The organism is Paraburkholderia franconis, assembly GCF_009362735.1.
Lineage (GTDB): Bacteria > Pseudomonadota > Gammaproteobacteria > Burkholderiales > Burkholderiaceae > Paraburkholderia > Paraburkholderia franconis.
On record NZ_WHNP01000029.1, the window covers coordinates 14929 to 27910 of the forward strand.

General features: G+C 55.6%; 9 protein-coding genes and 1 pseudogene. 4 read left to right on the plus strand and 6 right to left on the minus strand.

Going from position 1 to position 12982, the window contains the following annotated elements:
• Positions 1–42: 42 nt before the first annotated feature.
• Positions 43–897, minus strand: coding sequence for an ectoine/hydroxyectoine ABC transporter substrate-binding protein EhuB (gene ehuB, locus GCT13_RS26810; RefSeq protein ID WP_268958023.1), 855 nt, complete (start codon positions 895–897; stop codon positions 43–45).
• A 206-nt stretch (positions 898–1103) separates the two neighbouring features.
• On the opposite strand from ehuB, the gene ehuR reads away from it, so the two are divergent.
• From ehuR to GCT13_RS26830, 4 genes are all read left to right on the plus strand, one after another.
• Positions 1104–2519, plus strand: coding sequence for a MocR-like ectoine utilization transcription factor EhuR (gene ehuR, locus GCT13_RS26815; RefSeq protein ID WP_087739546.1), 1416 nt, complete (start codon positions 1104–1106; stop codon positions 2517–2519).
• Positions 2520–2614: 95 nt separating this feature from the next.
• Positions 2615–3790 (plus strand): M24 family metallopeptidase, encoded by a 1176-nt coding sequence (locus GCT13_RS26820; protein ID WP_087739545.1) that lies wholly within the window; start codon positions 2615–2617, stop codon positions 3788–3790.
• A gap of 236 nt (positions 3791–4026) precedes the next feature.
• Positions 4027–5250 (plus strand): acetylornithine deacetylase, encoded by a 1224-nt coding sequence (argE, locus tag GCT13_RS26825; protein ID WP_087739544.1) that lies wholly within the window; start codon positions 4027–4029, stop codon positions 5248–5250.
• 562 nt (positions 5251–5812) lie between these two features.
• Positions 5813–6631 carry an HAD family hydrolase gene (locus GCT13_RS26830; protein ID WP_087739543.1) on the plus strand — a complete coding sequence of 273 codons (819 nt, stop codon included), beginning with the start codon at positions 5813–5815 and terminating at the stop codon, positions 6629–6631.
• Between the two features lie 177 nt (positions 6632–6808).
• Here the strand turns inward: GCT13_RS26830 and doeA are convergent, their stop codons facing one another.
• The 5 genes and pseudogenes from doeA to GCT13_RS26855 all read right to left on the minus strand — a co-directional run bounded on the left by doeA (position 6809) and on the right by GCT13_RS26855 (position 12822).
• Positions 6809–8017, minus strand: a complete 1209-nt coding sequence (gene doeA, locus GCT13_RS26835; protein ID WP_087739542.1) for an ectoine hydrolase DoeA — start codon at positions 8015–8017, stop codon at positions 6809–6811.
• Between the two features lie 111 nt (positions 8018–8128).
• Complete coding sequence (locus GCT13_RS26840; RefSeq protein WP_087739541.1) at positions 8129–9577, minus strand: amino acid permease; 1449 nt, start codon at positions 9575–9577, stop codon at positions 8129–8131.
• Positions 9578–9665: 88 nt separating this feature from the next.
• Positions 9666–10877, minus strand: coding sequence for an acetylornithine deacetylase (argE, locus tag GCT13_RS26845; protein ID WP_087739540.1), 1212 nt, complete (start codon positions 10875–10877; stop codon positions 9666–9668).
• A gap of 170 nt (positions 10878–11047) precedes the next feature.
• Positions 11048–12121 (minus strand): annotated as a pseudogene (locus GCT13_RS26850) (branched-chain amino acid ABC transporter substrate-binding protein); the annotation flags it as partial.
• 158 nt (positions 12122–12279) lie between these two features.
• A complete protein-coding gene (locus GCT13_RS26855) occupies positions 12280–12822 on the minus strand; it encodes an ureidoglycolate lyase (protein WP_152763287.1) in 543 nt (180 codons plus the stop codon).
• Positions 12823–12982: the final 160 nt, after the last annotated feature.

Here is a 12982-nt window from a genome sequence, read left to right on the forward strand (position 1 = left end):
ACGGCTCCCTTTAATCCGATACTTATCAAAAGACCTAGCGCGTTACTGAGCTTTGCCGGCGCAAAGCTCCTTGGTCGTCTTGTCCGGAAGGTTTTGTTTGTTGAAACCGAACACCGAAATGGTCGAAAGATGATCTTCGGAGCCGACGTATCCCTTGAGGATCTTGTTGACGGCGTCGCGCAGGTCGGTGTCCTCGGGACGGAACGCGAACGCGGAATAGCCGTTGTGTTTCGGGTCGTCCGTGAAGTTAGACTCAGCAGACACCTTCCCGTTATATTTACCAGCGAATTCGCGCATGGTCAGGTTGGTACTCGCTGCCGCATCCGCCCGGCGCGTAAGCACCGCCTGGACGAGTTCGGGCGAATCGCCCACCTGCAAAAGCTGCGCCTCCTTAACCCCGGCTTCCTTCGCGTAGACCAGTTCGACAGAGCCAGCGATCACTGCCAGTTTGAGATCGGGATTCTTCGCGACGTCGGGATAGCTATGAATTGCCTTCGGATTACCAGGCAGGGTCATCACCGTGTCCTGAATCCTGTCGATCGGTTCGGAGAACGCCACCTGCTGGCAACGTGCCGGCGTGACATACGTGCCCGACGCAATCACGTCAAACCGCCCCGCCCGCAACCCTGGGATGAGGGAACCCCACTCGGTAAGCACCGTGTCTACTTTTTTGACGCCGAGTTTTGCGAATACTTTCTTAGCCACCTCGGGTGACTCCCCAGTCACCGATCCGTCCAGCTTTGTGAACGCGAATGGACTTTCGTTCGCGTAGCCGATGCGCACTTCTCCGGTGCGCTGAATCCGTTCGAGCGTGGTCTCCGCGCTGGCGTTTGTCGCGAACATTGCGAACAGCGCCGCACAGACTCCAAATGAACCTGCTGCTTTGTAGCGTTTCACGAAAGATCTCCCGCGTTGATAACTTGTAGACGCCTGGACGCGCCGCGTGTCGGACTGCACCGGCTTGATGCAGGTTTTTGTACCTGCCCGGTCATGCGAAGTCCGTAAACGCAGCGTATGAAGCTAAAATTATTTTGTGACTTGATCTAGTGCAATTTTTTCGAATCAGCCAAAGTGTAACGTGACCCTAAACGGAGGTCCGAACGGTGCGACACGACGAGAAGGTTAGAAGTAGCTGGCAAGATGCAATCAATGGATCGCATGTGACTGGATCGAAGCACGCTCGCCTGATTAAGGCCATCACGGCGGACATCGAAACCGGCGCAATGCAGATTGGGGAGCGTTTACCCGTACAGCGCACGCTCGCTGAAACTTTGGGTGTCAGCGTTCAAACCGTTCAGAGCGCATACAAGGAACTGGAGCGCCAGGGTTTTATTCGATGCGACGTCGGCAGAGGTAGCTTCGTGGCTGCCCGCGTGTCGGACAGCATGTCGAATTTCATCCTGGACACAGCCGACCGGGTGAGGATGGACTTCTCCACCGGGCGGATCATACGCACGCCGGCACACGACGCCGAGTGGCAGCGTGCATGTGCTGATCTCGCAGCAGTGGACGAACAACCGTGGATACATGCCTTCAGACCGATAGTCGGCCTTGAGCGTCATCGACGGGCGGGCGCGACCTGGATGCAGGCGCTAAACTTTTCGGCCAGTCCCGAAAACCTGCTTGTCACAAATGGCGGAGAACAGGCTCTGTTCGTAGCGCTCGCTTCGGTCGCCAAGCACGGTGATATTGTATTGACCGAGGCGTTGACCGACCACGGAATCATCGGAGCGGCCAATATCTTGGGGTTTACGCTCAAGGGCGTCGAAATCGACGAATACGGGATCCGTCCTGCTCATTTTGAGGAAATGTGTGACACGCATCGGATCACCGCGCTCGTTTGCACACCAACACTGCACAAGCCGACCGGCACAGTCTTGTCCGAGCACAGACGCCAGACCATCGCCAAAATCGCCGAGCGCTACGGGGTCTATGTCATCGAGGACGATGTACACGGACCACTCGTCGAACATACACAGACGCCGATCGGTAGCTTGATTCCAGAGCTGTCGTGTTATCTCACCGCGATGACGGAGTGCGTTCTAACTGGCCTGCGCGTAGGTTACCTCGCGGTACCGCGCCGCCTTGCTCTCCGAGCGGAAAGCGTCCTTCGTGTCACGAGTTGGATGACCTCCCCAGCTCTGGCGGAAATTGCGGCACGATGGATTCTGGATGGCACCGCGAGCAAGCTGGTCGCCATCCAGCGTGAACGGTTGGCAACGAGGCATGGAATCCTCAACGAGGTCTTGGGTCAATATGCCGACGAGCCGCACCACCAGGGGCTGTCAGCCTGGCTCTCCGTGCCGGAACATTGGCAAGTGAACCGACTCGTGCAGGAGCTGAGCAAGCGCGACATCGCGGTCACTCCGCCGGATCCATTCTTGGTACGCGATATCGACAGACCAAGCAAGATCAGAGTCTGTGTCGGCGTTGAGGCTACAGATACCGCTTATCGAACTGCTCTTGAGACCATCGCAGAGGTCTTCGCCCAGTATCCACAGATCCACGATTTCGTTTAATTTACCGGATTGATCTAGATCATCTGTAATCAATTTTGTCCGCGATTAGAGTGGCCCACATCGTAGTCCTTCCACAAGTCCAAAGGAGACTAAAGATGGTGCCTCTGCCGTTTGGTCGCGACGAATACGCATCGCGCCTGGAGAAAACCCGCCAGAAAATGATGGAGCGCGGGCTCGACCTGCTGATCGTGACCGATGTTGCAAATCAGCATTACTTGACTGGTTATGATGGCTGGTCCTTTTACACGCCCCAAGTCGTTGCTGTCCCGTTGGAGGGCGAGCCGGTGTGGATCGGCCGCTCCGTTGACGCGGTCGGCGGAAGATTGACCGCGTGGATGAAGCCAGAAAACGTCGTTGGCTTTCCGGAAACATATGTGCAAACTCCCCTCCGTCATCCGATGGACTGGGTGGGCCAGCACATTGTCGAGCGTGGCTGGGGTAAGGGCAGAGTCGGCATCGAACTTGAGGCCTACTATTACTCGCCCAAGGCGCATGCGCGCCTGGTCGCCGCCATGCCTGACGCGGAGTTCATCGACGCCGATCTTCTGGTCAGTTGGCTGCGCTCAGTCAAATCTCCGGCCGAAATTGCCTACATGCGAAAAGCAGCGAAGCTGTCCGAGGCAGCGGTCCGTACCGCCTATGAGGTCATCGCTCCGGGCGTACGCGAGTGTGACGCAGCTGCGGCCATCCAGGCTACGCAATCAAATGGCCTCAAAGATGACGCAGGCGACACCACCGCACTGCCCCCTCTCCTGCTTTGCGGAGATAACGGTGCAGCACCGCACATTTTGTGGACCAATCGACGCTTCGATAAAGAGGAGACTATCAGCCTTGAAATCGCTGGCGCCTGTCACCATTACACTGCCGGCCTCGCGCGAACGATGCAGCTTGGCAAAAAGCAGCAAAAGGTTGCTGACGTAGAGAAGGCGGTTCTCGAAGGTATGGCATCAGTCCTTGACACTGCCCGTCCTGGCGTTGAAGCGCAGGAAGTGGAATGTGCTTGGCGCGCGACCATAGCAAAGCACGGCTTCGAGAAAGTGTCTCGGATCGGCTATTCGATTGGGATCGGGTACAGCCCGGACTGGGGTGAGCACACCATCAGCCTGCGGCAGGGTGACACGTCGGTTCTCGAGAAGGGCAACACCATCCATACAATCCTCGGCATGTGGATGGACGGATGGGGTATCGAGATCAGCGAGACGATTCACATTACCGAAAAAGGGTGCGAGACACTCGCGAACTTCCCGCGTGACATTTTCGTCAAGAACTAATTGATCGAAATCGTATCAACCGACTCGCCTGTTTCCACGGCGAGCCGAGGCGCGCCGCGTCGCCAAAATCTGATAACCGAGGCGTATTTGGGCATCTCGAATAGGTGCGTCCAAATCACCGTTTGTTCAATGCGATGAATGACGCATCGGGCGATATTCCCGACTTCAAACTGTGCGAATCACGTATGTTGCATCGCTAGTTTGCGCGTCGTCGAAATACTGAATGGAGTTCCAAAATGTCAAGCGTAGATACGTCCAAAACATCGGCGAGCGCCGACTCGGCATCGCCTATTTCACTCCCGTGGACCAAACGACTGGTTGAGATTGATACGGTCAGCCGTAATTCCAATCTCGGCCTCATCGAAACCGTGCGTGATTATCTCAAGCAAGCCGGCATCGAATCGCTGCTCACATATCACTCCACCGGAAACTGGGCGAACCTGTTCGCCACCATCCCTGCTCACGATGGATCCACAAGCGGGGGTGTCGTCCTATCCGGTCACACTGACGTCGTACCCGTGGACGGTCAGAATTGGGACAGCGACCCGTTCAAGCCCGAGGTGCGCGACGGTCGCTTGTATGGCCGTGGCACTTGCGACATGAAGGGCTTTATTGCCACTGCATTGGCTCTGGTGCCCGAAATGCAGCGAACCAAACTTGCGAAGCCGATTCACTTTGCGTTTTCCTTTGATGAGGAAGTGACCTGTCTGGGCGCCCCCCTGCTTTTGGAGGATCTTGGACGTCGAGGTATCAAGCCCGACGGCTGCATCATCGGGGAACCTACCAGCATGCGTCCGATCGTGGCCCACAAGGGCATCAACGCGTATCGCTGCTGCGTGCGCGGTCATGCTGCCCACTCGTCGCTCACACCGCGGGGCTTGAACGCAATCGAGTATGCTGCACGCCTCATCTGCTACATCCGCGACATGGCGGATCGGTATCGTGCACAGGGGCCCTTCGAGCAATTCTACGACGTGCCTTTCACCACCGCACAAACCAGTACCATTGTCGGCGGTAACGCCATGAATACCGTGCCAGCGGAATGCAAGTTCGAATTCGAGTTCCGCAATCTGCCGGCGATGGATCCGAAACCGATCTTCGAGTCGATCAACGCTTACGCGCTAGAGACCCTGTTGCCCAAAATGCGAGCGGAAAATCCGGCCGCGGCGATCGAGTTCGAGCTTATCTCGGATGCACCAGGGTTCGATGCTTCCGAAGAAGCCGCAATTACCAAATTGGTCAGGGCACTGACCGGTGACAACGAGCACCGAAAGGTGGCGTACGGAACGGAAGCGGGACAGTTCCAGCAGGCGGGTATTCCGAGCGTGGTGTGCGGACCTGGCGACATTGAGCAGGCGCACCGCGCTAACGAGTTTGTTTCGCTCGAGCAGTTGGTCGAGTGCGAGCGTTTCATCAGCCGCGTTGTGAAAAGCCTGTCGACGGAAGCGGCGGCCCAGTGATCCAGACGCAATGTTGAAGTATCTTGGATCGCAAATTTCCTAGTAGTAACAGACTCTGGCTTTCAGACTCGCGGCGACATATCGTCGCCGCGATGCCTTTCCAAAAATAAAGCTTTGCGCTGCGATATATCACTCACCAGTTCATCGTCACTGGGATCTACTCGAACTCAAGCGATGCGGAGGTGCGATCAAGTGCCTGTATAGCCGTTTCCTCATCCATAAGAACACCACTGCGTGCAACCGCGGGTTTAGATACAGGTCAAGTCACGGCGCGGCGCGCGACCTAGGTGCCTGCCATACTGCTGCCCGGAGGTTCACAAGCGAACGGGAAGTTGCCACGTCGTGAAGAAGTGCGAAGCGCATCACAATTCGATCACGGTCCCTCTGCGCGATAGACCTTTACCATGCCGCAGCATCAACCGCGCCCGCCTCACCAGGCCACCAACCATCGTTTGGCTGCGATGTATCGATAAGCGCTTCTCGATGACCGAGTACGCCCCTGCCAACTACAGCGCGGCAGCCCGTTGCGAGTATCATTACGCGTATCAGTCAGGCGACCGCAATGTATCTCGAGAACATCAAAGCTATTTCATTCGACTTGGACGACACACTCTGGCCGTTTCTCCCGGCGGTCGAGCACGCCGAGGCAGAGCTGTATTCGTGGTTGCTGGAGCATGCGCCCAAGATCGCAACCGTGCTGCTCGGACCCGACTTCCTACGCACATTTCGAGACGAATTTCATCAGAGTCGGCCGGACTTGAGTTCCGACTATCGCGGCTTGCGTCTGGGCTCGATTCGTCTTGCCCTATTGCGCGCCGGGGAAGACCCACAACTGGCAGAAGCAGCCTACGAAGTTTTCTATGCTGCCCGCCACAAAGTTGAGTTTTTCGAGGATGTAGTTCCCACATTGACCTGGCTAAAAGCGCGCTTTCCACTGGTCGCCGTGACAAATGGCAATGCTGACCTTCGACTTACAGGCGGTGCGGAATTCTTCCAAACGACACTGAGCGCCCAAACTTTCGGCGCGGCTAAACCGGCCCCGGCCATCTTCCTCGAAGCTGCGAGACTCGCTAACGTGCAGCCCGCCCAAATGCTTCACGTGGGGGACGATTACGAACTTGACGTCGCAGGAGCGTTAGGCGCTGGTCTGCAGGCGGCATGGCTTGTCCGACACAGTAACTCTCAAAAGAAGACTCTCGGGCAGACGCCACCCGCCCGATGTTTTTCAGTTTCTAATCTTACAATGCTATGCGAGGCTTTGGGTGGGCCGACGATTGTCAAGGCGCAACGCACATTCAACCGTCATCAGTGCAGCTTGAAGAAGCCTACCGTCGACTGCATCTCTAACCTTTCTCGCTCAACGACTCCGATACCGCGGTAATTTCCTCGACGAGCGCAGCATTCCGTTGGGTCGACTGATCGAACGGTGTGAGTCATTAAGCCCTGTCACGAGTCCGATTTCATAATTTCCGTTATTCCGATTCCGACCGGATCTGGTCGGAATCTGCATGCCGAACTCGTCCGGCATAGGAGACAGACTCATCCCCTTGATAGTCAATTAATCTTTAACAAACAGCTTTCGAGGCACGTTGCTCAGACATGCAGAGCCCGTGGGAGTAATCACAAAACTCTCTGTGATCTCCAATCCCCAGTCATCGAACCATAGCCCAGGCATGAAGTGAAACGTCATGCCTGGCTCGAGGACCGTACGGTCCCCCACACGCAAGCTCATCGTGCGCTCGCCCCAGTCGGGGGGATAGCTCATCCCAATCGGATACCCTACCCGGCCACCTTTCTGGATACCGTGCCGCTTCATCGCAGAAAAGAATGCTTGAGCGATGTCCTCACACGTATTCCCCGGCTTCGCTACATCAAGTCCTGCCTCAATCCCTTCGACCACAGCCTTCTCCGCATCCAGGTATTTCTGCGGCGGCTGGCCGATATATACGGTTCTTGAGACAGGACAGTGGTACCGCCGATAGACGCCCGCGATCTCGAAGAAAGTGCCGGCACCCAGCTCGAACCTCGAGTCATCCCATGTTAAATGCGGTGTAGCCGCCTCCACACCTGTTGGAACGATCGGGACAATAGAAGGATAGTCGCCGCCGAAGCCTTCTATACCCCTGATGGCGGTTGCGTAAATCTCGGCAACCAGTTCGTTCTTCTTCAGACCTGGCTGGATCACCTCCACAACCCGATCGTACATCTTCTCGAGGATCCGGCCTCCGATGCGCATGTACTCGAGCTCGGTTTCCGACTTGACGGCTCGCTGCCAGTTGACGAGACCAGTTGCATCCACCCAGGTGTTCTTCGGCAGAAACTTTTCCAGCGTCCTAAGGGTAGCCGCCGAGAAATAGAAACTGTCCATTTCCACACCGACCGTCAGACCTTCCCAGCCGCGACGCTTAATCACTTCGCTGGAAAAGTGCTCCATCGGATGCAAGTCTCTCTGAACGTACTCTTCGGGATACCCCACCAAAGATTCATCATCCATGAAGACCGTCGCCTTGGCACCATTAAGGTCAAGGCCCCTGCCATACCATACAGGTTCGCAATCAAGGGAAACAACCACACATTGATGGTTGTAAAACGAGTATCCATCGTAGCCAGATACCCATGCCATATTGGACGGGTCGGATACGATGAGTAACTCGATGTCTTTTGCGACCATCGCGTCGCGCACTTTCTTCAATCGATCCAGAAACTCCCCTCGGCTGAAATACTTTCGCAGCTTCGGGAAATGGCCGGACCCTGAGGTATCACTCATCAGCCCTACTCCAAGTTAAGACAAAGCAGTCGCGACGTGCCAATTTACAAAGAAGGCATTCCGGCTGCCAGGAACGCGGTGAGCGCGTACGTCAAGTACCAAGTCAGGCTCTCACGATTGTATCGACGTGCGCAATCCCTCCCTTTGCCGTTTCTTTATCAAGCGAGACACGTACATCACCGACAGGAACGCGAACCAAACTGGCATGAACGCCATGGCATCGCGTGTATCCGGTTCAAGCGCAAGCAGAGCCAGAACGAATGCGAAGAATATGAGACAGCACCATGACATCAGAATGCCTGCCGGCATCTTGAAGGTCGATTTCAAATGCAAGTCTGGCCGCTTACGTCGATACGCAAGATACGAGATCAGAATCATGCACCACGTAAATATGAACAAAATCGCTGCGATAGTCGAAATGATCGTGAAGACGGTCATCAAGTCCGGGATTGCGAGCAGGAGCGCTGTTCCAACCAGCATACAAAGTGACGAGAAAATCAACGCTGTTACTGGGACCGATGTTTTCGAAAGCCGACGGAATGCGCGGGGTGCATCATTCTCCTCAGCAAGACCGAAAAGCATTCTACTCGTTGAAAAGACGTCGCAGTTTGCTGATGACATGGCAGACGTGGTTACCACGAAGTTGATCACGCCCGCGGCAGTCGGCAGACCGGCTAGTAAAAACAACTCCACAAACGGGCTTCGATTCGGTGCGACTTTCGCCCACGACGACACTGCAATAATGCAGGTCAACGAAAGTACGTAGAACAGTAGCACTCGCACAGGCACGGCGTTGACGGCTTTGGGAAGCGTCTTGTGCGGATTCTCAGCCTCCGCAGCCGTCGTTCCGAGAAGCTCGATCCCGGCGAACGAGAAAATCGCGATCTGAAACCCGGCGAAGAACCCCATCACACCATGCGGGAACATCGTTCCCGGCGCAACAACGTGAGTCAAGGATGCCGTGATGCCGTTAGGTGAAGCAAATCCCGTAGTGACCATCACAATCCCGGTCACTATAAGTGCCACGATGGCAACAATTTTTACCAAGGCGAACCAGAACTCCAATTCCCCGAACAGCTTTACCGCAAGGACGTTGACGAAGAAAAGCCCCGCGAGCGTGGCCATCCCCGGAATCCAGCCAGATAATTCCGGGAACCAGAATTTAAAGTATCCGCCCACAACGATAAAGTCCGCGATCCCGGCGATAACAAGCGTCATCCAATAGGACCAGCCCACGAAGAATCCCGCCCAATCGCCCAGATAATACGACGCAAAGTCTGCAAAACTTCTGAATTCCAAATTAGACAGGAGCAGTTCACCCAGCGCTCTCATCACGAAGAAAAGAAAGAACCCAATAATCATGTAGGTAAGCAGAATAGATGAGCCTGAAACATAGATCATCTTTCCTGCGCCCATGAACAGCCCGGTTCCGATCGCACCACCAATTGCGATGAGCTGAATATGCCGATTGGAAAGCCCTCGATGCAGGCCGGGTTTATGTCCGACACCGCTCACAAACGAACTGCTTGACGAGGCTACCGCATTTGCCTCATTCCTCATGCCCCCTCCTTTATGTATCAATCCCCAATGTCTCGGGCTGGGTCTTTGATTTTGCTATTTTCCAGCCCTCTTCCCTATGATCTCGCTATTAGGCGACAGACATGCTGTGCATGAACTTCCTCATGAAATCCTCGCAGCGCCCCAACTGGTCGAGCGAGAGATATTCGTCCGCCCTGTGAGCCTGGTCGATGTCGCCTGGACCGCAAATGATGCTCGGAACACCTGCCTGCTGGAACTGGCCGGCCTCCGTACCGTAAGCCACCTTCCTTTTTTCCCTGTCGCCCGTCAGCGCCTGCACCAGTTGTGTCACCGCGGCCTCTTCTGCCTCGTCCAGACCGGGCGCATCCGAGATGAGTTCGAAAGCAATCGACGCGTTCGGATGTTCTGCGCGCATCTTCGGTAGCAGCACCGAGTGGGCATAGTTCTCAATTTCGGCGAAAATCGGCTTCGGATCCATCGTCGGAAGATTTCGAAACTCGAATTCGAAGTTGCACTCAGCCGGCACGATGTTCATCGCGATCCCGCCGGAAATCGTGCTAGTTTGAGCCGTCGTGAACGGTACGTCGTACAGTTCGTCGAACGGACCGTTCTTTTTAAAGCTGTCCGCCGTATCCCGGATGTGACAGATGAGACGCGCTGCGTACTCAATCGCGTTCAAACCGCGCGGCGTGAGCGACGAGTGCGCGGCGTGACCGCGCACACAGCAGCGATAAGCGTTGATGCCTTTATGGGCGACGATGGGACGCATACTGGTCGGCTCGCCAACGATACATCCGTCAGGATTGATGCCTCGCTCCATCATCTCCTGAATCATGATCGGGGCGCCCGCACATGTCACTTCCTCGTCGAAGGAGAATGCAAAATGGATCGGCTTGTTCAGCCTGGTCGCAAGCATGTCCGGGGTAAGCGCCAGTGCCGCGCCGATAAACCCTTTCATGTCGCAGGTGCCGCGGCCGTACAACTTACCGTCCCGGATCTCCGGTACAAAGGGATCGGTTGACCAGTTTTGACCATCGACAGGGACCACGTCGGTATGTCCCGAGAGCACCACGCCGCCGTGAGCGCGGCCGTCTGCGGCGGGGATGGTAGCGAAAAGGTTCGCCCAGTTCTGGGACTTGTGATACGTGAGTGTGCAGACGATCCCGAGTTTGGTCAGGTAATCGCGAACCTCCTCAATCAACCCGAGATTCGAATTCCGACTGACGGTATCGATCGACACGAGTCGCTTGACCCAATCGAGCGAGATCGGCAGTGCGCCTGTCCCAATGTTTTGACCGGTAGAGGAAAAGGAATCTGACATTGCTAATCTCTTTCGTTAAAAGTGTGTTACCTGCACAACTCGTTTGGCAAGCCGAAGCCCTGCCCTTCAACCCTCAGGGCTCGTTCATGAAAGTGTCGGTGTGCAGGAATAGCTGAAACGCAGTGCTCGAAGAAGTGAGCACCACCGGCGCTACGGCCGGTGCGCCTCTCTTACATCTGAACCTGGTCGACGAATGTCTTCTTCTCGCCTCGATACGTGAAGATGGAGATTGCACCGTTCCGGATATCTCCCTTGGGGTCAAACTTCGTCTCGCCCGTGACCCCCTTGTAATCGGTCGCCGGCATTGCAGCAAGAATTTTCGCCGGATCGGTCGAATTGGCACGGCGCATGGCATCGACAAGGATGTACACGGCGTCGTAGGTGAAAGGAGCATAGATCTCCATCGGCTGCCCGAAACGCTTCTGATACTTCGCCTTGAACGCAGTTCCTTCCGGCATCTTTTCCGGCGACATGCCAGGCTGTGAACATACGACGTTATTGGCTGCTGGACCTGCGAGCGACGCCAGTCGGTCAGAACAGACTCCGTCACCCGAAAGAATTTTTGCCTGCAAACCAAGCTGTGCCGCCTGTTTGGCGAACGGCCCACCTGTAGCATCCTGGCCGCCATACATGACTGCGTCAGGCTTTTCAGATTTGATCTTCGTCAGAATCGCGCGAAAGTCCACGGCCTTGTCGTTCGTGGCATCACGCGACACAACCTGGATGCCAAGGCTTTTCGCCGCCTTTTCGAACTCACTCGCCAGACCTTGGCCGTACGCCGTCGAATCGTCGACGATCGCAACAGTCTTTACCTTCATCTGTGCGCTCGCGTATTTCGCCAGCGCCGGGCCTTGCTGCGCATCGGTCGCTACAAGTCGAAACGTTGTTTTAAAGCCCTGCTGCGTAAAGGTAGGATTGGTAGCAGACGGCGAGACCTGCACGATGCCTGCGTCGCTATAGATGCGGGATGCCGGAATGGACGTGCCTGACGTCATGTGGCCGACGACTGCCACTACTTTCTCGTCTACCAGTTTTTGAGCAATCTGAGTCGCCGTCTTGGGGTCGCTTGCGTCATCCTCCCCGTCCAGCTGCAAGGTCACTTTCTGACCGCCGATTACCAGACCCTTTGCGTTGATTTCTTCCACCGCGAGCCGAGCGCCGTTTTCGTTATCCTTGCCGAGCTGAGCAACCTGACCTGTCAGAGGTGCGACATGACCGATTATCACGGTTTGATCAGCTACGGCCGGCATCGAATAGAGAGCCGCAGTTGCCACAGAAACCGCAGAGAGGGCCATGAAGTATCGGATTGAACTTACGTTTCGCATGCCATCACCTTAAAAGGGTGTTATTAAGAGTAAATTTACTAACGTCACATCCACTTACCTGTGTCTCCGCAAGTAAGTCACTTCAAATATCTGACCACTTCCCGAGCAGCAATTGATCTCAGCTTGCTCTGTGCCGTCGGGCGACCCGCGCGGCGATGCGCGATCAAATCGTTTGTGGCCGAGCGTCGCGAAAGCACGAAGGCTTCGACCTCATCACCGAGAATACGGATCGCGTACCACGACTGCGGTCGCACGCAAGTCCCCATGCCGACGGGGACGATAAATGCCCTGACGGAATCGATGTCGGGTTCACCCGACTCGTCGCTTACCGCAACGATCTGGATCAAGGGTCCAGTGAGAGGAACCACCGCCTCCTGTGTTAACCAGCGCGTTTCAAGGCTTCGGACCGTCAGATCGCCATCCTTAAAACGGCTCCAAAGGATCTCTGTTTCGTTGGGCGCACCTGCATCGAACAAATGCTCCCGCCATATCGAGAACGTATCGCTGTTGTAAAACGGCTGGTCACTACCGTACGCCACGGGATTTCCCAGCACCCAACCATAACGAGCAAACGCGTCGGGTGTTAAGGGTTCGATATTGAGCAGCGGTACAGTCTTCATGGCCGTCGTAAGGGTCCGATTTGCAGTGAGCCGACGCAATCCCTGTCAACAGGAAGGCAGTAACGAATCGCGTCAACTGTGATGCATTCTTGACCAAACAAAAAATTTGCTTTTGACCAGAACGGACTGCTTTTGCATCAAGATGCCATCAGTTATGCCT

Excerpts from the sequence above, each read along its gene's own strand:
- GCT13_RS26820 (WP_087739545.1), top strand. The coding sequence starts at position 2,615 with ATGGTGCCTCTGCCGTTTGGTCGCGACGAATACGCATCGCGCCTGGAG.
- argE (WP_087739544.1), top strand. The coding sequence starts at position 4,027 with ATGTCAAGCGTAGATACGTCCAAAACATCGGCGAGCGCCGACTCGGCA.
- GCT13_RS26830 (WP_087739543.1), top strand. The coding sequence starts at position 5,813 with ATGTATCTCGAGAACATCAAAGCTATTTCATTCGACTTGGACGACACA.
- doeA (WP_087739542.1), bottom strand. The coding sequence starts at position 8,017 with ATGAGTGATACCTCAGGGTCCGGCCATTTCCCGAAGCTGCGAAAGTAT.
- GCT13_RS26840 (WP_087739541.1), bottom strand. The coding sequence starts at position 9,577 with ATGAGGAATGAGGCAAATGCGGTAGCCTCGTCAAGCAGTTCGTTTGTG.
- argE (WP_087739540.1), bottom strand. The coding sequence starts at position 10,877 with ATGTCAGATTCCTTTTCCTCTACCGGTCAAAACATTGGGACAGGCGCA.
- GCT13_RS26855 (WP_152763287.1), bottom strand. The coding sequence starts at position 12,822 with ATGAAGACTGTACCGCTGCTCAATATCGAACCCTTAACACCCGACGCG.